We start from the raw sequence: 19885 nt of genomic DNA, 5'->3' as shown, positions 1-19885 counted from the left end.
ACAAAAGTTGGTGATGGCGCCGAGCATTCAGATGACGCGGGGAAAGATACGCTAGCGGTAATGCTCGACCAGGCTGGCCAGCTCCCCGCTGTTGGCGACTTGCTGCAGCGTGTTGGCAAACAGGCCAAGCCGCTCGGGGGAAGTCTGCTGGTAAAACAGGATATAAAAGGGCGTTTCCTCCATGACCGTCGGGAGTACGCGGATCTGGCTGGCGAGGTTGTGCTGGCGGATATCGAATTCAAAACCCGGTGAGCGGTAATAGACGAAACGTCCCCGTTTCATCAGCAGCTTGTGGTAATTGGCTGAACTGCTGATCCCGCCGCTATCTATGATGAGACCGCCTATGGTTTGCAGCCGCTCTATGGCGCCGCTGCCATGATTGATAAGGATGGTGCCCTCCTTGCCGAGTGCTCTGACATCATCCCAGCCCTTGACCTCGACAGTGTCGTCGCTGCGCACCGCCAGGTGGTAGCGCACGGTAAACACAGGTGGTTGCAGATAGATGAACTGATGCCGACGCGCCGGGTTGTCGCCGACACCACAGATAAAATCGAGCTGGCCATGCCGCACGCTCTTCTCCAACCGCTTTAGCGGCAGGAAGGCTTGATCGCCCTGGATGCGCAGGGCGGGCTCTCGCTGCTCCATGAGACGAAACAGGTCGACGCAAATGCCGCCGATCCGGCCATCCGGGTTTCCAATGTACTTGGGAGCCGATTCCGGTTGCGCCGCCGTGTGATAAACCTCGGGGGAACTGGCTGCCCAGAGTGCAGGGGCAAGCAGGCAAAGCAGTGAGGCCACCCAGGATCTCATGTCATGCAGGCCCTCGATGAAGGCTCGGGGAGATCCCGATGCCAGCTATGTCAGTATCGTCAACGAATGAGATATCAGGCTATTTATCAGCATGTTATCAACCCAAGGCGGTGTCGAGGGTCATCATCAGGGCAAAGCCGGCCATCAGCCCCAGGGTGGCGTGGGTCTGGTGACCATTGCGGTGCGTTTCCGGGATCACCTCGTGGGAGACCACAAACAGCATGGCGCCTGCGGCCAGCCCCAGCCCTATAGGGTAGGCGATGGCCATGCCGCTGGAGAGGCCGACCCCAAGCAGGGCGCCGAGGGGTTCGAGCAAGCCGCTTGCTATGGCGACCAATACCGCAACCCAGGGTCTGAATCCGGCGGCGCACATGGCCAGCGCCACCGCCAGCCCTTCCGGAATGTCTTGCAGGGCGATGGCCGTGGTCAACGGCAGCCCCACCGACATATCCCCCTGAGAGAAGCTGACCCCGATGGCCATCCCCTCCGGCAGGTTGTGCAGGGCAATGGCAAACACGAACAGCCAGACCCGGGAGCACTGCTGGTGGCCTGGGCCGCAGGGGCCTGTCTTGTCGTGTTCATGAGGGGTGAACTGATCCAGCCCCAGCATCAGCAGTACCCCCAGGGTCATACCGGCTACCACTACGGCTGCGGCGAGAAAGCCATCCCCTGTGATCCCTTCTGCTGCTTCGAGCCCCGGCAGCAGCAGGGAGAAGGCGCTGGCGGCAAAGCCTGCTACCCCGCCGATGAGACCATAACGGACGCCTGTGCTCATATCGTCAGTCGCCAGCATGATGAGGCTCTGCAATAGCAGCAGCAAGACGGCGGCCAGCGCGATGAGCAGACCGAGGGCGGTCAGTGGGCGAGCCTGCACCTGCTCGCGCAGTTGGATTGACCAGGAGGAAACCGGCAGCGCCGATGCATTATCCATAAACTAGACCTCTCTACAGCAGATGAGGATGGCTTGTAACCATCCTGTGCATTACACCCAGCCTGACCTGCTTTGTCCATGCCCGCCCGTCGATTGTCCCCATCGGCTAACTATTTGAAATGATTTGGTCGCTATAAAAAGTGCGTGATGAAAGTCTGGTTATGGGGGAAAACAACTTGCTTTCTCGCCGAAAATCCGGTGAGGGAGTGAGCGGTTTTATGGTAAAGTGCCGCCCTCGCGAAACCCGCCCTTCCCTTGGTCTTTCGCAACGCCCCACTTCCCGGCAGGAATGCCCGGGTATCAGCTCATACGGATGTGATCGCCACAGTGCACCTGCTTGTCAGCAGTTGAGGATCACCAGCCACTATGTTTTATAAAAATCTGTCTATCGGCAAAAAGATTGCCGTGGTTTTTGCGGTCATTGCCGCCGTCAATGTGATATTCGGTATTTTCCTTTCCAGCGAGTTGCGCGGCGTGCGCGACCGCGTGCTGAACTTTACCGACTCAACCTTGCCGAGCGTGCTCTCGGTAGAAAAATTGCTCTACGACGTCTCCTATGTGCGTCGTGCCCAGTTTGCCCTGTTGATGGTTGACGATGCCGCCGATCTGCAGGCTCGTCGTGGCCGCATCCAGGACAATGTCCAGAAGGTCGAGCGTGCTTTTCGTGCCTACGAGGCAACGGTCGGCGCCGATCATGAGCGTCAGGTATTCAATCGTGCCAAGCAGGACTGGCAACAGTACCTGAACTCGGTCAATGCCGTTGATCAGATGCTGGTGCAAGGTCAGCCTGCCGAGGCCAAGGCGTTGCTATTCCAGTCAAACGCCGCCTATGGCGCCCTGGAGCAGTCGGTCAACAACCTGGTGGAGGTGAACCTCGGCTTCGTGAAGGAGAATCGGGGCAGCCTGCTCGGCAGCGTCAACATGGTGATCAGTTTTGCCATGGTGAGCATCGGCGGCCTGCTGCTGTTCATGATGGCCATGACCTGGTTCCTGACTCGCCAGATCTGTTTGCCGCTGTACGCCGTCGTGGCACAGGCCAACGCCATCGCCTCCGGTGACCTGACCCATCAGCTGGATCGTCAGCACATAGGTCGCGATGAGCTGGGCATGCTAGCCAAGGCATCCCTCAAGATGCAGGACAATCTGCGTGGTCTGATTGAAGAAGTGGTGGCTGCAGTGACTCAGCTTGGCGCCGCCATCGAAGAGGTGAGCGCCGTTTCCGAACAATCGGCGCAAGGGATCCAGAGCCAGCAGCAGGAGATCTCTCTGGTCGCGACCGCCATGACCCAGATGAAGGCGACCGTGGCCGACGTGGCAGGCAACACAGAGACAGCCTCCGAATCCGCCAGCTCTGCCAACGCCCTGGCCCGTCGCGGCAATCAGGATGTGCAGAGCTCGCTGGTGGCCATTACCCGGGTTGCCGAGGAGATTGAACAGGCAGGGACCTTGGTCGCCGAGCTGGAGCGTGAATCTGCCCAGATCAATCTGGTGGTGGACGTGATCCGCGGCATCGCCGATCAGACCAATCTGCTGGCGCTCAACGCCGCCATCGAGGCGGCTCGTGCCGGTGAGCAGGGACGTGGCTTCGCCGTGGTGGCCGATGAGGTACGAACCCTGGCGGGTCGCACTCAGGCATCCACCGGCGAGATAGTGGCCATCATAGAAACCTTGCAGGCACGAGCCAACCAGGCGAAAGAGGTGACAGGCCAAAGCTGTGACATGATCCGTCAGTGCGTGGTGCAGAGCGAGCAGACCAGCAACGGCATTCAGCAAATTGAAGAGGCGGTCGCCCAGATTGCCGACATGGCCATTCAGATTGCCAGTGCCTGTGGCGAGCAGGATGCTGTCTCCGATGAACTGGGTCGCAACGTGGAGCGGATCAATGAATCCTCCAACGAGGTTGCCATCGGCGCCGATCACACCGCCCGTGCCTGTCTGGAGCTGAGCCAGCTGGCCGCCGGCCTGAAGCAGACCATGGGTCGCTTCCGTCTGGCTTGATGACATGAGGGCAGTGCCGGGTCGGCTCACGCTGAGCTGGCACTGTCCCCGTTGGATTGATAACAAAACCCGGCTCAGGCCGGGTTTTGTTATTTGGTAAAGACGACAGTACTGAAAAGGCCGGCGCCCAGTGGATAAACTCCTGTTTGCGGCTGATTGAGCCAAGGCGGGCAGTGGCAAAAGGGAGGGGCTTGATATCGGATGCAAGACACTTGCTGAGTGCATGTGTATAGCAAGCTCCCGGATAAGGGCATGGCAGGATTGTTTTGCGGCTTTGCAGATAAATTGCTTGGCAATAGACATAAAAAAACCCGGCCTGGACCGGGTTCAATGTGTGTGCGCTGTGGGTAACGACTTACTTGGCCAGAGATTCCGGCAGGTTCTCACGGATCTTGCCGAGCATCTCTTTCAGGACGCGCGGGTTGGCAACCACTATGTTGCCGGAGTTTTCGTAGTTGTGACCACCCACGAAGTCGGTGACGATGGCGCCGGACTCTTTGGCCAGCAGTTCACCGGCTGCGGTATCCCAGGGCTTGAGGCCGATCTCCCAGAAACCGTCGACGCGACCGGCGGCCACATAGGCCAGATCCAGTGCGGCAGAGCCGGAACGACGGATGTCGGCACATTCGATGAACATGCTCTGGAACATCTTCAGGTAGGGCTCGATATGATGCTTCTGCTTGAATGGGAAACCGGTGGCCAGAACGGTGCCAGCCAGCTCTTTGGCCTTGCCGACACGGATGCGGTAGCCGTTCAGCTGAGCGCCGTTACCACGGGTCGCGGTAAACAGCTCGTCACGGATGGGATCGTAGACGACGGCTTGTTCTGTCTTGCCCTTGACGCGCAGAGCGATGGAGACGGCAAAGTGCGGAATGCCCTTGACGAGGTTGGTCGTGCCATCCAGTGGGTCAATGATCCATTGGTAGTCCGGATTGGTACCGGCAATCTCACCAGACTCTTCAGCAATGATGCTGTGTTCCGGGTAAGATTTTTTGATGGTGTGAATGATGGCCGCTTCGGCGTCACGGTCAACGTTGGTCACGAAGTCATTGCTGCCTTTCTGGATGGCCTCGATGTTTTCGGGCTGGGAAAAGGCTTTTACTACTACTTGACCGGCGTTGCGCGCAGCGCGCACGGCGATATTCAGCATCGGATGCATAGGTTCACCACTGGATGTTAAAGAACGGGGGATAAAAGGACGCGGTATGATACCAGTCTTTTCGATAATGGCAACCGTTATACGCCTTCTCCCCGACCTTGGCGACTGCCAGATCTGACGGCTCCAATACAGACTCTTTTTGGTCTAGTCTTATGGCAGTAGCCGAATAACAGGCTGCATGAGCATAGGGATGTGGATCATGAATTTGTCATTAGTCAGTCAAAAACCGTCGGCAGCAACTACCCAGGGACTGCTAGCGGCGCTGAGAGCATCAACCGGATATGGCGCCTACTTCGACGAGGTGAATATTACCCAGCCATCGCAATGGCAGCCGGGTAAAGAGGAGGCGGCCATTCTGCTGCTCGATGGCGATACTGTCTGGCCCGAGTTCGGTTGGCAGCGAAGTGGCGATAGCTTCGGCTTGCCGGTATTACCGCTGCTGATGCACAGGGGGGATGACTCCCTCACCATTCAGGGGCCGGATGTACGGGATCCCCGTTTTTATTTTGTCTCCAATGGCATAGCGCTGGCCGAGTCTGAACTGGCTGATCCCGCCTGCAGCCGGGTGCTATTAAACAAGCTTGAGTCCTACTTTCCGCTGCTGTCCCGCCTCATTCTGCTGCGCCAGCGCCAACCCATGGGGTTGTGCAGCTAACCTGGCGTCCTCTTTTATCGGGCTGTTCAAGCGGCGCAATATTTGTCATAACTGGCCGATATTGTGCCGCTGCTGCGAGATGCGCAGCCCACATCCAAGTTGTCTTGCTGCATGTGCACATAGCACCAACCCGGATCCGGCATAAATGGGCCGAGGTTAGCCTCTGCACCCAGGCCTGAATCACAAGGAGTCCATGATGATCGATTTTTATACCGCAGCCACCCCCAATGGTTTCAAGGTGGCGATTGCCCTCGAAGAGCTGGGATTGCCCTATCGGGTGATCCCGCTCGATTTGTCGGCGCTGGATCAGAAAAAGCCCGAGTTTCTGGCCATCAACCCCAATGGTCGCATTCCGGCCATCGTCGATCGGGATAACGGCGATTTCGCGGTGTTTGAGTCCGGCGCCATTCTGCTCTATCTGGCAGAGAAGGCGGGCAAGCTGTTGCCGCAGGATCCCAAGCGTCGCTCCCAGGCCATCCAGTGGTTGATGTTCCAGATGGGCGGTGTGGGTCCCATGATGGGGCAGGCCAACGTCTTCTATCGCTACTTCCCGGAGAAGATCCCGGCCGCCATCGAGCGATATCAGAAAGAGGGGCGACGCCTGTTCGAGGTACTCGACACCCATCTGGCGGAGCACGAGTATCTGGCCGATGAGTACAGCATCGCCGATATTGCCACCTGGCCCTGGGTGCGCATCTATGACTGGAGCGGTATCTCCATCGACGGGTTGACCCATCTGCAAGCCTGGATGGCGCGTATGGCGGCTCGCCCCGCGTGCCAGAAAGGGATTGCCATACCGCCGCGCAACGAGGATCCGGCCGATCTGGTCAAGCAAGCCCAGCATATGGTGACTCGCTAAGCTGACAAGATGGCCCCGTGACGGGGCCATCTTTTTCTCGCTTCTCCGCCTTGTTTTTACATCACCCCGCCACATCATCCATGCCCTTTGAGAAGGGGCGTCTGGCCCCACTATTTACTCCCCACAAACGAGTGATTCATCAAGAGTGGAAAGTCATTCTGCACGATTAATTGTTATGTTATAACTACATCCTTTCGGTTGATGGCAATGATTATTCGGATGGAGACGATGACAAAAAAATACGCCTATTCAGGATGGTGTGCCCTGGCGTTGCTGGCAGGCATGAGTGCTGGTGCACATGGCAAGCCACTGACCATGGTGGGGCCATGGGAAATCCACAGTATCGACCCGGCCAGCAACGGTGTCTTTTTTACCCGTTTGCAGGTAGCAGAGACCCTGGTCGAAGTTGACAGTCAGGGAGGCTTGCAGCCGGGGCTGGCCAGTGATTGGTCCCGCTCAGAGGATGGCTTGCAGTGGCGATTCACGCTGCGCCCCCACGCCCATTTTCACGATGGCAGCAAGGTGAATGCCGAGCAGGCTGCGTTTGCGTTGCAACAGGCCTGGCGCAAACCAGGGGTACTGACCAGCGCACCGATTACCGCCATTGAGGCCAAAGAGGGGGCACTGCTTGTCACCCTTTCCCACCCCTTCGCCTCGCTGGCGGCTGTGCTGGCCCATCCCAGTACCCAGATCCTGGCCAGGGGGCCTATGACGACAAGGGGGAGGTGACGCAGGTGATTGGATCCGGCCCCTATCGCATTACTCGTTTGCAGCAGCCTCAGCGGATCGAAACAGCGCGCTTTGACCGCTGGGATGGCCCTCAGGCCGCCATCGAGCAGGTCAGCTACCTGACGGTCGGCCGCGCCGAGAGCCGTACCCTGATGGCAGAGAGTGGTCAGGCCGATATCGCATGGGGGCTGGATCCGGTCAGCATACGCCGCTTGCAGCAGGCGCCCAGGGTGAGCATTGCCTCTGTGACCTTGCCACGCACCATACAGCTCAAACTCAATGGGGCCGATCCGCGCCTGAGCGATCCGGCCGTGCGGCGTGCGCTCAGTCTGGCCATCAACCGCAGCGGCATGGCGGCAGCTCTGCTGCGGGATCCCGAGATGGCGGCGACCCAGCTCTTTCCTCCCAGTCTGAAGGAATGGCATCAGCCCGGCTTGACACCGCTTGCCTATGACGTGCAGGCGGCGCAAGCGGCCTTTGCCGCGGCAGGCTGGCAGAAGGGGGCAGATGGCGTGCTATACAAAGGGAAGGATCGCTTCACTCTGACCCTGCGTACCTTCCCGGATCGCCCCGAGTTGCCTCAGCTGGCGACGGCGTTGCAGGCACAGTGGAAAGAGGTTGGTGTCGAGCTCAAGGTGGCGGTGGGCAACTCGAGCGAGATCCCGGCAGGTCATCAGGATGGCTCGCTCCAGCTCGGCCTTTATGCCCGCAACTATGCGCTGGTGCCGGATCCGCTGGTGACCCTGCTGGGGGACCTGGCCCCTGCCGGTGCCGACTGGGGTGTAATGAACTGGCAATCCCCTGTACTGACAGCTCAACTGGCGCGGCTTGGTCGTGAAGCCTTGCCCACGCAAGAGGCCGCCATGCTGAGGCGCGACATCGCCGCTACCTTGCAACAGGAGTTGCCGCTGCTGCCCATTGCCTGGTATCGCCAGAGTGCAGCCGTCAGCCGCCAGCTCAAGGGTTTTGAACTGGATCCCCAAGAGCGCAGTTATTACCTGACCAGGCTGACTTGGGGTGCGCAATGACAGGCTTGCCCTTGTCTGCTGTCGTGGGCGTCCTGAGTCAGCGTCTGGTACAGGCACTGATGGTGGCGCTGCTGGTGGCCGGTCTCTGTTTTCTGATGGTGCAATCCCTGCCCGGGGATATCGCCTTTCGCATCGCCGCCGGTCGCTACGGCTATGACTATGTCACCGCAGAGGCGGCGAGCGCTGTGCGCCATGAGCTGGGGCTGGCCGAGTCGGCCCTGTCCCGCTTCGGCGACTGGCTGGCCGCCTTGCTCCAGGGGGATCTGGGCAGCTCGCTGGTCACCGGGGCTCCGGTCGTCGGTGAGATTGGTCATCATCTGGGGGCGACTTTGTCGCTGGCACTGGCCGCCTTTGTGCTGGCCTTGTTGCTGGCGCTGCCCCTTGGCAGCCTGAGCGCCTTGCATCCGGGGGGGCTCTGCGATCGGCTGACTCTGGCCTGGAGCGTACTGATGCGGGCACTGCCGCCCTTTCTGCTCGGTCTGGTGCTGATGGTGCTGCTCTCGGTGGAGCTGGGCTGGTTCAGTGCCGCCGGGCACGGGGAGGGGCACAACCTCTGGCTGCCCGCCCTTACCCTGGGGCTCGGCCTGTCCGGCGTGCTGGCCCGGGTCGTGCGAGAAAGCGTGCTCACTGTCGTGCAGTCCGATTATTACCGCTTTGCCCTCACCAAGGGGCTGTCGCCAGTACGGGTATTTCTGCGCCACGGGTTGCGCAATACCGGAGTCAGCGTCATTGCCTACACCAGCGTACAGCTGGTGCTCCTGATTGAAGGTGTGGTGGTGGTCGAGAGTCTGTTTGCCTGGCCCGGCATCGGCCATGCGCTGGTGCATGCCATTTTCTGGCGCGACGTGCCCATAGTGCAGGGCACAGTGCTGGTGCTGGCTGCGCTGTTTGTGCTGCTCAACACCCTGACCGATCTGCTCTGCCTCGCCATTGATCCTCGCGGTCCCAAGGAGTCTTGATCATGTCTCTCTCATTGAAAGCCGGCGCGAGCCTGCTCCTGCTGGTGGTGCTGTTTGCCTTGCTGGCACCGCTCATCTGGCCCGATCCTGCCGCCCAGGATCTGGTCAACTTTCTGGCCGACCCTTCCTGGCAGGAGCCCCTCGGGCGGGATCAGCTGGGGCGCAGCCTGATGGCGCGGCTGGCCGCTGCTACCCGCTTGTCGCTGCTGCTGGGGATCCTGTGCGTCATGACGGCCGCCCTGCTCGGTTCTCTGCTGGGTTGGCTCTCAGCCTGGCGCGGTGGCTGGGCAGATGGGCTGCTGCGCAGCCTGGCCGACGGTGTGCTGGCCCTGCCCAGTCTGCTGCTGGTGCTGTTGTTCTCCGCCATGGCTCAGGGCGGCTTTGCCATCCTCTATCTCGGTCTGGCCATGGCGCAGTGGGTGGAATACTACCGGGTGGTGCGGGCCCGCAGTCGCACCTTGCTCGCGTCACCCCAGGTGGAGGCGTCCCGTCTGCTCGGTTTTGGCAACGGCTACATAGTGCGCCGCCACCTCTGGCACGAGCTGGCACCCCAGTTGCTGACCATGATGGCGTTCGGTCTGGCGGGGGCCATTCTGACCCTCTCCACCCTGGGCTTTGTCGGGGTGGGCATTCAGCCTCCCACCCCCGAGCTGGGGCTGATGATGACGGAGGCGTTGCCGCACTATCAGGAGGCACCCCGTTTGCTGCTGGCCCCCATCATGGTGATGGGCTTGATGCTGCTGGCACTGGTGCTGCTCAACCAGAAGGCAGAGCCCCATCCCCGTTCTTCACAAGGAGCCAGGTCATGACTGCTATTCACATCAAGGGCGTGCAGGTTGGCGATGGCAAGCAGACCCTGCTGCAAGCGCTGGACTTGACCCTGACTCCCGGCAGTGCCCTGACCCTGGTGGGGGAGAGTGGCTCGGGCAAATCCCTGCTGGCCCATGCCCTGATGGGCACTCTGCCTGCATCGCTACTTGGGCAAGGCCAGCTTGAGGTGGCCGGTCATCACTACGATCTGGCCGAGCCCCATCGACTGCGTGCCTTGTGGGGGCGGGAGCTGGCGATGTTGCCGCAAGAGCCTGTGATGGCACTCGACCCTACCATGGGGCTGCTGCACCAAGTGGAGGAGGGCTGGCTTGCGGGAGGTCAACAGGCCCGCTCGCGGGCGAGAGCCTCCCTCGAACACCAGGGGCTTGCAGGGCGTGAGCCTCATTTCGCGCACCAGCTTTCCGGCGGCATGGCCCAGCGCGCCGCCTTTGCGGCCGCCACCCTGGGGCAGGCCCGACTGCTCATCGCCGACGAGCCTACCAAGGGGCTAGACAGTCTGGCCCGCGCCAGGCTGCAAGGGCTGCTGCTGGGCTATCTGGCGCAGGCTCGTCAGTTGTTGACCATCACCCACGACCTGACTCTGGCCCGTGCGCTGGGTGGCTGGGTGTTGGTGGTCAAGGGGGGCGAGATAGTGGAGCAAGGGCCCGCCGAGCGGGTGTTGCATCACCCGGCCCACACCTACACCCGGGCGCTGCTGGCGGCAGAGCCGGCGGCCTGGCCCAAGAAAAGTGCACCGGCCACAGGCGACTGGTTGCTCAGGGGGGAGGGGCTGACCATGGGGTATGGCGAACAGACCCTGTTCCAGGGGCTCGATGTGCAATTGGCGCAAGGGGAGCGGCTTGCCATCATGGCGCCGAGCGGTGCGGGCAAGAGCACCCTCGGTAATGTGCTGCTCGGTCTGCAGCGTCCCTTGCAGGGGCATGTGGTGCGCCGGGAAGGGGTCGCTCACCATCGCTGGCAGAAACTCTATCAGGATCCTGTGCAGGCGTTTGCCAGTCGGGTGCGCCTCGGGACCCTGTTTGACGATCTGCTGCGCCGCCATCGGTTGCCCCGTCAGCGTCTCATCGATTATCTGGCGAGGCTTGGGCTCGATGAGAGCTTGCTGAGGCGTCTGCCGGGTCAGGTATCTGGGGGCGAGTTGCAGCGGTTGTCGCTGATTAGGGCCCTGTTGCTGCGCCCCGTTCTACTGTTTGCCGATGAGCCCACCTCCCGGCTCGATCCCCTCAGTCAGCAGCAGACCATGACCTGCCTGTTGGAGGAGCTGGGAGAGATCGGCTGTGCCCTGCTGCTGGTGACCCATGACGAAGCCCTGGCCGACAAGGTGGGGGAACGCTGCCTGCGGCTGGGGATGACAGCAGGCACCCAAGATGAGGGGCTGGATGTTGCCCGCGTGCGGCGGACAGTATGATGATGAGGTCTGAAAGCATCTTGTCGATGATAACCCCTTGATTTGTTTCGCAGACGGGGTGAATAATCCCGTCACATTAGAAAAACTAGGGAAAGCTGATTATAAAGATTCGTTCGTTTTTCGTGATCTGAATCACTAAGATCACCCCAAGCCAAGGGAGTGTCCTGCTCCCGGCCGGTGCGGGTTCTCCGCCTTGTATTTTCACCTTTGATTGACTCTGTTTTTTGGATCCCCTCTGCAGATTATCTGCCAGGGGTGCGGCAGCTTTTGATGATTCGCGGGACTGAGATATGTATCGGCACAGTTTTTACCCTCTGTTTTTTCTGACCATTCTCATGGTCGCTGTGGGCCAGATGACCCAGACCCTGTATGTGCCCTCCATTCCCATGATGGCGGGGGACTTCAACGTGGCCTCCGGCCAGTTGCAGGCGGTGATGGCCTGTTACCTGATCCCGTACGGGCTCTCCCAGTTTGTCTATGGTCCGCTGTCGGATCGCATCGGCCGTCGCCCCGTGCTGCTTATCGGCATGATGGTGTTTCTGGTGGGGACACTGACCATTCAGCTGATCCCGAGCTTCACCGCGCTGCTGGTGGGCAGCCTGATCCAGGGGATGGGTACCGGTGCTGGTGGTGCCATGAGCCGGACCGTGATGCGCGACCGCTACAGCGGCGCCGAGCTCAACCGGGCCAACAGTCTGGTGAGCATGGGGGTGATCTTCTCCCCGCTGCTGGCCCCTGTGCTGGGCGGCTGGTTGACCGAGCTGTTCAACTGGCGTGCCGGCTACTGGTTCCTGTTTGGTTTTGGTGCCGTGACTACCCTGGCCCTGCTGGCCTGGTTTGGTGAAACCCTGCCGGTGGCGGCGCGTCAAGAGCGGCTGCGGGTCGGCGCCGCCTACCGCCATGTGCTGGGCAATCCACGCTTCCAGGGCAATCTGCTCTGCCTGATGGCGACCTTTGCAGGACTTGCCGTGTTTGAAGCGGCGGCAGGCGTGCTGCTCGGCGATGTGCTCAAACTGAGCGCCCGCACTGTCAGCGTATTGTTCGTGCTGCCGCTGCCCGGTTATCTGTTTGGTGCCTGGCTCTCTGCCAAGCTCAGTTTTCGCCTGAGCCAGGGCAAACTGATGCGCCTTGGCATCGCCTTCCTGGCGCTGGGGTCGCTCATCATACTGCTGCCAGGCCTGTTCGGGGTGGTGAGTGCCGCCTCTTTGGTGGGGGGCGCCGCTGTTTACTTCATCGGTAGCGGCATCCTCTATCCGACCGCGACTTCCTGCGCCATCGAACCCTTCCCGGGTCAGGCAGGGACGGCTGGCGCCATTCTTGGCGGGATGCAGAACCTGGGGGCGGGGATAGTCACCCTGCTGGCGGCTTGCTTCCCGATGGAGGGCCAGGTGACCCTGGGGGCCATCATGACGATCATGGTCCTGCTGGTAGCCCTGAGCTTTGCCTGGCTGCGCCATCATGGATCGCCCCACGAGCAGATGGCGACCTGATCCTGTCTGTGCTCCTTGCATAACGAAGAAGCCCGCCATTGGCGGGCTTCTTCGTTATTGCCCCCGGCCTATGGTGGCGTCTTCTGCCACCAGATCCAGAAAGGCCCTTATGGCGGGAGTGATGCTGTGCTGGCGAGTGAGGAAGACGGTGCTGCCGGCTTCGATCGGTTCTAGGGGGTGACAGACCAGATCAGAGAGCTTGCTGGCGGAGTGGGCGAGGCCAGCGCTGACGATGGCCCAGCCCAGCTGGTGGCGCACCGCACTCACCAGATGGAACAGGGAGTCTGTCTCCAGCACCACATTCAGATTTATCCGTGCGCGCTCGGCGGCGAGATCCAGGTATCGGCGAAACTGCATGGAGCGGCTTGGCAGCACCAGTGGCCGGGTTTGCAGACTGGCCAGGGTCATGGGCGCAGAGGAGGGGAGGGGTTCCACCGCGCCGCGGTTCATCAGCACCGCCATCCGGTTGTGACCTTGAGGGTAAAGGTTGAAGGCGTGCCTGCCAGGTTCACCAGGGGGCTCGTCAAACCCCAAACCTATGTCGCATTGGTGCAGCGCCAGCTGTGACAGCAGGGCTTCGTTGCTCAGCACCAACAGGCGAATGACGATATCTGGGTAGCGCTGCTTGCACCTGGCAATGAGCGGCATGATGTCGACATTGGATTGGGGCACTATGCCGATGCGCAAGGTGCCCGACAGTTCGCCGTGAAATAGCGCCAGCTCCTGCTTGAGCGCCTCCTGCTCCAGCAGCATCCGCTCGGCGTACTGGCGCACCAGCTCGCCCGCCTCGGTGAGGGCGACGAACTGGCTGGTGCGTACCACCAGATCCGTGCCCAGGTTTTTTTCCAGTGCCGTGATGCTGGCCGACAGGGTCGGCTGGGTGATGTGGCAGGCTTTGGCGGCCTTGGCAAAATGCCGATGCCTGGCCAGTTCGTGGAAATAGTGCAGTTGCTTGATGTTCATGGCGGTGTTGCGAGGCGTCTGGCGGGGTGATACTTAAAATTAATCAATTGAAAATTCATCGTCAATAGAGTGATTCTATCGGGAGATAGATTTAATTCATTGGTTTTGCCGGTGCGGCCTCTCTAAACTTGAATGCAGTTTGCATTTTTAGGCCAACCTTTCATGCCTGCAGCCAACCCCATGGTTCAACCTGCCATCCACCATGCCTTGCCTTCGCTGGATCATCTGGTGGAAGAGGTGGCGGTATCCATCAATATCAATGGCATCAACCATGCGGTGATGATGGCGACACCGGACGATCTCGACGATTTTGCCATAGGATTTCTGTTCTGCGAGTCGATCATCCGGCACAACCACGATGTGCACGATATCCGGGTATCCCCTGCTGAACATGGCTTTGTGCTGGATGTTACCATCGCCAATCGTTGTCTGGCGCAGCTACAGCAGCGTCGGCGCAGGCTGACCGGCGCCACCGGCTGCGGCATCTGCGGGGTGGAGGCGGTCGAGCAGGCGTTTCCCCCCTTGCCAGCTCTGCCGCTCACCCCACCCCTTGATGTCGCCTTGCTGGCCGAACTGCGCCCGCAGATCGCCCGCTGGCAGCTCAAGGGGCAACACTCTGGCGCCCTCCATGCGGCGCTGGCGCTGGATGAGCATGGGCTGATCCTCCACTGCCGAGAAGATATAGGGCGCCACAATGCCCTCGACAAGCTGATCGGTCTCCTGTTGCGCCAACCACAGGCCTGCGACACCCTAGTGGTGACCAGTCGCTGCGGCAGCGAGCTGGTGCAAAAAGCAGCGCTGTTCGGCGCTCGCCACCTCGTTTGTCTGGCGTCCCCCAGCCAGCTGGCGGTCAGGCTGGCCCTCAAATACAACCTCAATGTCGTCCATATTCCCAAGTTTGATGCCCCGGTCAGCTACTCCAGCTATCGCCCGGCGGATCCCATCGGAGAGTGCCATGAGTCATATTGAAAAACCTGCCAAAGCAGGCGGTTTCTCGTCCCTGCAGTCCACCATGAAGCAGGTGTTGCGCAGCCAGAAGACCCGCCAGAACATCAAGAATCTGCTGCGGGTCAACCAGACCGATGGCTTCGACTGTCCGGGCTGCGCCTGGGGCGACAACGATCACGGCGCCTTCCAGTTTTGCGAAAACGGCGCCAAGGCTGTGGCCTGGGAGTCCACCGGCAAGACGGTGGGGGCCGCGTTTTTTGCGGCCCACTCGGTGCGCCAGCTGGCCACCCAGAGCGACTACTGGCTGGAGTATCAGGGGCGGCTGACCGAGCCCCTGTGCTACAACCCGGCGACCGATCACTATGAACCGATAAGCTAGGATGAGGCCTTTTCGCTGATCGCCGATACCCTCAAGGGGCTCGACAGCCCGGATGAGGTGGAGTTCTACACCTCGGGGCGCGCCAGTAACGAGGCTTCTTACCTTTATCAGTTGTTTGGCCGCCTGTTTGGCACCAACAACTTCCCCGACTGCTCCAACATGTGCCACGAGGCGAGCGGGGTAGCGCTGGCTCAGTCGGTCGGCGTCGGCAAGGGCACTGTGGTGCTGGATGATTTTGACCGTGCCGAGGCGGTGTTCGTTTATGGCCAGAATCCGGGCACCAACCATCCGCGCATGATGAATGCCCTGCGCAAGGCTGCGCGAAATGGCTGCAAGATTGTCAGCTTCAACAACCTCAAAGAGGTGGCCCTAGAGCGTTTTGCCAGTCCGCAGAGCCCCCTTGAGCTGCTGACCCCGGCGGCCACCACCATCAGCCATCAATACCTGACGCCCAAACTGGGCGGCGACATGGCCGCCATCCGCGGCATGGCCAAATACATGCTGGAAGAGGCGCCCGAGGTGGTGGATCGCGACTTCATCGCCCGCCATACCCGTCATTTTGACGAGTACGAGGCGCAGGTGCGCGCCACCGGCTGGGCCGAGATCGAGCAGCAATCTGGCCTGACTCGCGCCGATATCGTGCAGGCTGCCCGGGTCTTTGCCGCCAGCCGCAGCGTCATCAGCTGCTGGGCTATGGGGCTGACCCAGCATCTGCACTCGGTCGACACCATCCGCGAGATAGTCAACCTGCACCTGATGCGCGGCCAGCTTGGCAAGCCGGGGGCGGGGCTCTGTCCGGTACGGGGCCACAGCAATGTGCAGGGCAACCGCACCATGGGGATCAACGAGAAGCCGACAGTCGCCTTTATTGACCGGCTCGAACGCCATCTGCAGGCGAGCCTGCCCAGGGCGCGTGGTCACAACGTTTATGAGGCGCTCAAGGCATTGCACGAGGGCAAGAGCAAGGTGCTCATCTGCCTGGGCGGCAACCTGGCCGCCGCAGCACCCGACACAGACTTCACCTACGGAGCCATGAAGAGGGCCGCGCTCAATGTGCAGATCAGCACCAAGCTCAACCGCAGCCATCTGCAGGTGGGCAAGGCGGCGCTGATCCTGCCCTGTCTGGGTCGTACCGAGCTCGATATCCAGCGCACGGGCAACCAGAAGATCACGGTGGAGGATACTTTCAGCATGGTGCACGCCTCGACCGGTACAGCCGAGCCGGTGTCGCCGCTCTGCTTGTCAGAGACCGACATAGTGGCGCGGATGGCCCACGCTACCCTTGGCAGCGAGCGGGTCGACTGGTTGGCGCTGCGCGATGACTATGGCCGCATTCGCGATCTCATCGAGCAGACCATCGCAGGTTTCACCGATTTCAATGCCCGCATCCAGCAGCCGTGTGGCTTTCATCTGGACAACGCCGCGGCGCAACTGAGGTGGAATACCGCCAGTGGCAGCGCCGAGTTTCGCGCCAGCACCCTGCCGCGCTCTGTGCTGCCGGAGTGTACCCGCCATGCCGAACAGATGAGCGACCAGCCGGTCTTGCTGCTGCAGAGCTTGCGCTCCCACGATCAGTACAACACCACCATCTACGGCATGGACGATCGCTATCGTGGCATCAAGGGCCAGCGCAACGTGGTCTTCATGAACGGGGAAGATGCCCGTCGTCTTGGTTTTGCCGAAGGGGATCGGGTCGATATGGCGGCCATCTGCAACGATGGGCGCGAGCGGATTGTTACCGGATTCAACGTGATGATCTACGAGATCCCGCAGGGCAATATCGCGGCCTACTATCCCGAAACCAACCCGCTGGTGCCCATCGACAGTATCGGCGAGGGCTCGTTTACCCCCACCTCTAAGTCGATACCCGTGCTGGTCACCGCCACCCGTCAGCAGGACAATCTGCTGCTGAGCAAATGAGATAGCACTGCCGTGCCGGTTACTGAGTGATCTTCAAGCAAAGAAAAAGCCCGTCATCGTGATGACGGGCTTTTTGCTGTTGGTACCCCGGAGATGCCGTTGCCGGTTTGGGCCCTTGAACCGTAGGTTCAAGGCGGGAATCGAATCTGACCGCAGGCTTCTCGGTCGTGCCGAGCATGCGCAATAGCCAGAAGGCCGATCCCCTGTTGGGTATGATTATCGGCTCGGGGACTTGAACCGGCTGACGCACATCCCAGGGAATTTTAAAACATTGCGCGATTAGGGCTGCTGGCCCTGTTCGCTGGATTCGCCATACTGTCCGTGTTCGATCAGCGCTGCTTCTATGGTGCGTTGCAGCATCTTGATCCGCTTGTCCATGGTCTCAGAGTATTGGTGATTCTTCTCTTTTTCAAGGCAGAGCTCATGGCAAAAATTGAGTGCTGCCATCACCGCCAGCTGTTCGTTGCTGGAGACCTTGGAGCGCTGACGCAGCTCTATGAGTTTGTCAGTCAGCTGGTCGGCGGCCTGGCGCAGGGCGTCCTGCTGTCCCAAGGGACAGGATACCTTGTAGGGACGTCCCAAAATGACGATTTCTACGGCCTCTGTGCTCATGCCTTCCTCAATACGGCGGTGCTGATTTCCGCCTTTATCCACGTGGACAACTGGGCGGGACTATATAGCGCAGATGCAGAAGTTTCAAGGCCTTGCTGGCTCTGGAAGGGGGAGAATGCTAGGATCCTGACCATTAATTCTGCATATTTGCCTGAACTTTGAGCGGATCCTCGATGAGCAAAACGAACCCCCTGAAATACACGGCCGTGGCCGACCTGATGGAACAGCATGAGCTGATGGCAACGGCGGTGGAGGCCCATGGCGTGATCTGCGGTCTCGTCTGCGGTGGCGTGGCACTGGATGACAAGAGCTGGTTGCCGCCTTTCAACGATCTGGTCAACGACGGTTTCGGCCTGCCGGCCCCGGTGCGCCAGGTGATGACAGATCTCTATCACGAGATAGTCGAGAGCCTGATGGCCCAGAAGGGTGTCGAGCTGCTGCTGCCAAGCGACGAGGCGCCGCTCGACGAGCGCATCGATTCGCTGGTGGACTGGTCCCAGGCATTCCTGGCCGGTTTTGGTGTGGCGCAGCAGGAGCTGTCCAAAGCGTCTGAAGAGTTGCAGGAGATGATCCAGGACATCGCCAGCATCACCCAGGTTTCTGCCGAGTTCGATCAGGAAGATGATGAAAACGAAGCCTCCTTCCTGGTGCTCTACGAGAATGTGCGCCTGGGGGTCATGATGACCTTCGAGGAGTTTGGCAAACGCCCGGATACCCCGATCGCACCGCCGACTTTGCATTGATTGGCCCTTGCGGTCGTCACTGCGACAGAAACAGCATAAAACAACGCAGAGCGCCCAGGTGGCGCTCTGCTTTTATCCGGCTTTTTTGCAGGTGTCGGCTTGCCGACATAGTCCGGCAGGTTTTCGATTGCATCATGGCCGCCCCCCGATTTTTGCCCGTGGCTTCGCATCCTGGCCCACTGCTTTGTGATAGCATGAGGCCACGTTTTAGCTTATCCCTCTCATCTCATGTCTCAATCTGATCTGGTTCACGTCGATGTGGCTATCGTCGGCGGTGGAATGAGTGGCGCCGTGTTGGCGCTCTCCCTCGCAGCGCTACGAGGTGCTGACGGCAAACCCCTGCAGATCCTGCTGCTGGAGGCGAGTGCCCCCGAGTTCACGCTTCACCCTGGCTTCGATGCCCGTGCCATAGCGCTCTCTGCAGGCACCTGCGAGGCGCTTGCCCGCCACGGACTCTGGCCTCGCTTTGCCCCTCACTGCTCCCCCATCACCCAGGTTCATGTCTCGGATCGGGGCCATGGCGGTCAGGCCAGGCTGTCGGCGACGGAATATGGTTTGCCCGCGCTTGGTCAGGTGATCGAGCTGTCGGCGGCAGGGATTGAGCTGCAACAGGCGATCGCGGCTTGCCCGCAGATCCGGATGTTGTGCCCGGCCATGCTGGCCAGGGTCGAGCCGCTGGAAGAGGGCGTGGATTTACTGCTGGCCAGCGGTGAGCGTTACCAGACCCGACTGCTGGTGGCGGCCGATGGCGGCAACTCCTTCGTGCGCCAGCACTTCAAGATGGCGGTGACCCGCCACGATTTTGAGCAGAGCGCCATCATAGCTACCGTCAAGACGGCGCAGGATCTTGCCGGTCGGGCGTTCGAGCGCTTCACCGAGGGGGGCCCGCTGGCCTTGTTGCCGATGCAGGAGGGGCTCTCCTCTCTGGTGTGGAGCGTCGGGCGGGATCAGGTGGATGAACTGATGGCGCTGAATGAGGCCGCCTTTCTCGCCCGGCTGCAACAGGCGTTTGGCTGGCGGCTGGGGCGCTTCGAGCGGGCCGGTCAGCGCCACGTTTATCCGCTGGTGCTGACGGCGGCTGACTATCCACTGGCCCAGCGCACAGTGCTGGTGGGCAATGCCGCTCACCTGCTGCACCCTATCGCAGGGCAGGGCTTCAACCTCGGCATGCGCGACCTTGACCTGCTCACCCAGGCGGTTGCTGGCGCGCTTGCAGTGGGGAAGGACATCGGCAGTTTCGGCGTGCTGAACGGCTACTGGCAGCAACGCAAGGAGGATCAGGCCAAGACCATCTGGCTCACCTCCTCCCTGGCCCAGCTCTTCTCCAATGGTCATGAGCCCCTGGTGGCAGGCCGCAACCTCTTGCTCTCCCTGATGGGGCGGCTGACTTGTCTCAAGGCGCCGCTGGCCTCCCGCACCCTGGGGTTTGTGGCCGACCTGTGCCGTAAATAAGGTGTGCCGCC

At 60.7% G+C, this 19885-nt stretch carries 17 protein-coding genes, 1 other RNA gene and 1 pseudogene; 13 read left to right on the top strand and 6 right to left on the bottom strand.

The annotated features are described in order from the left end of the window. Positions 1-51: 51 nt before the first annotated feature. Both AXW79_RS02690 and AXW79_RS02685 read right to left on the bottom strand, forming a co-directional pair. Entirely contained in the window at positions 52-810 is a 759-nt protein-coding gene (locus AXW79_RS02690) for a substrate-binding periplasmic protein (protein ID WP_011898876.1), read from the bottom strand. 97 nt (positions 811-907) lie between these two features. Next, positions 908-1741 (bottom strand): ZIP family metal transporter, encoded by an 834-nt coding sequence (locus AXW79_RS02685; RefSeq protein ID WP_005310324.1) that lies wholly within the window; start codon positions 1739-1741, stop codon positions 908-910. 366 nt (positions 1742-2107) lie between these two features. Here AXW79_RS02685 and AXW79_RS02680 point away from each other — a divergent pair, with 366 nt between their 5' ends. After that, positions 2108-3739: a methyl-accepting chemotaxis protein gene (locus AXW79_RS02680; RefSeq protein ID WP_005310325.1), complete on the top strand. Its 1632-nt coding sequence runs from the start codon at positions 2108-2110 to the stop codon at positions 3737-3739. Positions 3740-4094: 355 nt separating this feature from the next. Here AXW79_RS02680 and suhB read toward each other — a convergent pair whose 3' ends face one another. Then, a complete protein-coding gene (suhB, locus tag AXW79_RS02675; RefSeq protein ID WP_005310327.1) occupies positions 4095-4898 on the bottom strand; it encodes an inositol-1-monophosphatase in 804 nt (267 codons plus the stop codon). A 199-nt stretch (positions 4899-5097) separates the two neighbouring features. On the opposite strand from suhB, the gene AXW79_RS02670 reads away from it, so the two are divergent. The 8 genes from AXW79_RS02670 to emrD all read left to right on the top strand — a co-directional run bounded on the left by AXW79_RS02670 (position 5098) and on the right by emrD (position 12857). Then, complete coding sequence (locus AXW79_RS02670) at positions 5098-5553, top strand: hypothetical protein (protein WP_011898874.1); 456 nt, start codon at positions 5098-5100, stop codon at positions 5551-5553. A 196-nt stretch (positions 5554-5749) separates the two neighbouring features. Then, positions 5750-6412 carry a glutathione S-transferase family protein gene (locus tag AXW79_RS02665; RefSeq protein WP_005310331.1) on the top strand — a complete coding sequence of 221 codons (663 nt, stop codon included), beginning with the start codon at positions 5750-5752 and terminating at the stop codon, positions 6410-6412. Positions 6413-6631: 219 nt separating this feature from the next. Continuing rightward, a complete protein-coding gene (locus AXW79_RS24095; protein WP_005310333.1) occupies positions 6632-7141 on the top strand; it encodes an ABC transporter substrate-binding protein in 510 nt (169 codons plus the stop codon). Positions 7142-7146: 5 nt separating this feature from the next. Continuing rightward, positions 7147-8169 carry an ABC transporter substrate-binding protein gene (locus tag AXW79_RS02660; RefSeq protein WP_250637108.1) on the top strand — a complete coding sequence of 341 codons (1023 nt, stop codon included), beginning with the start codon at positions 7147-7149 and terminating at the stop codon, positions 8167-8169. Continuing rightward, positions 8166-9128 carry an ABC transporter permease gene (locus AXW79_RS02655; protein WP_005310337.1) on the top strand — a complete coding sequence of 321 codons (963 nt, stop codon included), beginning with the start codon at positions 8166-8168 and terminating at the stop codon, positions 9126-9128. Before AXW79_RS02660 ends, AXW79_RS02655 begins: the two co-directional genes overlap by 4 nt. Positions 9129-9130: 2 nt before the next feature. Next, entirely contained in the window at positions 9131-9937 is an 807-nt protein-coding gene (locus AXW79_RS02650) for an ABC transporter permease (protein WP_005310339.1), read from the top strand. Beyond that, positions 9934-11367, top strand: a complete 1434-nt coding sequence (locus AXW79_RS02645) for an ABC transporter ATP-binding protein (protein ID WP_005310341.1) — start codon at positions 9934-9936, stop codon at positions 11365-11367. Before AXW79_RS02650 ends, AXW79_RS02645 begins: the two co-directional genes overlap by 4 nt. Before the next feature lie 290 nt (positions 11368-11657). After that, a complete protein-coding gene (emrD, locus tag AXW79_RS02640) occupies positions 11658-12857 on the top strand; it encodes a multidrug efflux MFS transporter EmrD (protein WP_005310343.1) in 1200 nt (399 codons plus the stop codon). A gap of 54 nt (positions 12858-12911) precedes the next feature. Here emrD and AXW79_RS02635 read toward each other — a convergent pair whose 3' ends face one another. After that, the gene (locus tag AXW79_RS02635; RefSeq protein WP_005310345.1) at positions 12912-13820 is read right to left on the bottom strand and encodes a LysR family transcriptional regulator; all 909 of its coding nucleotides are present in this window, start codon (positions 13818-13820) and stop codon (positions 12912-12914) included. A 180-nt stretch (positions 13821-14000) separates the two neighbouring features. Between AXW79_RS02635 and AXW79_RS02630 the strand changes: the two genes are divergently transcribed. Together AXW79_RS02630 and AXW79_RS02625 are read left to right on the top strand one after the other, a co-directional pair. Continuing rightward, complete coding sequence (locus tag AXW79_RS02630; RefSeq protein ID WP_005310347.1) at positions 14001-14789, top strand: formate dehydrogenase accessory sulfurtransferase FdhD; 789 nt, start codon at positions 14001-14003, stop codon at positions 14787-14789. Further along, a pseudogene (locus AXW79_RS02625) lies at positions 14776-17067 on the top strand (FdhF/YdeP family oxidoreductase). The gene AXW79_RS02630 and the pseudogene AXW79_RS02625 overlap by 14 nt, the downstream one beginning before the upstream one ends. Before the next feature lie 80 nt (positions 17068-17147). On the opposite strand, the gene ssrS reads toward AXW79_RS02625, so the two are convergent. Further along, positions 17148-17330, bottom strand: a non-coding RNA gene (gene ssrS / locus AXW79_RS02620) — 6S RNA. 16 nt (positions 17331-17346) lie between these two features. Then, positions 17347-17679, bottom strand: coding sequence for a cell division protein ZapA (gene zapA, locus AXW79_RS02615; protein ID WP_005310350.1), 333 nt, complete (start codon positions 17677-17679; stop codon positions 17347-17349). Positions 17680-17852: 173 nt separating this feature from the next. Between zapA and AXW79_RS02610 the strand changes: the two genes are divergently transcribed. Then, positions 17853-18422 carry a UPF0149 family protein gene (locus tag AXW79_RS02610; RefSeq protein WP_005310355.1) on the top strand — a complete coding sequence of 190 codons (570 nt, stop codon included), beginning with the start codon at positions 17853-17855 and terminating at the stop codon, positions 18420-18422. Positions 18423-18650: 228 nt separating this feature from the next. Then, on the top strand, positions 18651-19874 hold the full coding sequence (ubiH, locus tag AXW79_RS02605; RefSeq protein WP_043143705.1) for a 2-octaprenyl-6-methoxyphenyl hydroxylase: 1224 nt from the start codon (positions 18651-18653) through the stop codon (positions 19872-19874). Positions 19875-19885: the final 11 nt, after the last annotated feature.

The organism is Aeromonas salmonicida subsp. salmonicida (assembly GCF_001643305.1).
Classification (GTDB): Bacteria; Pseudomonadota; Gammaproteobacteria; order Enterobacterales; family Aeromonadaceae; genus Aeromonas; species Aeromonas salmonicida.
The sequence above is the reverse complement of the archived record's forward strand: the minus strand, read 5'-3'. Positions and strand labels throughout refer to the sequence as shown.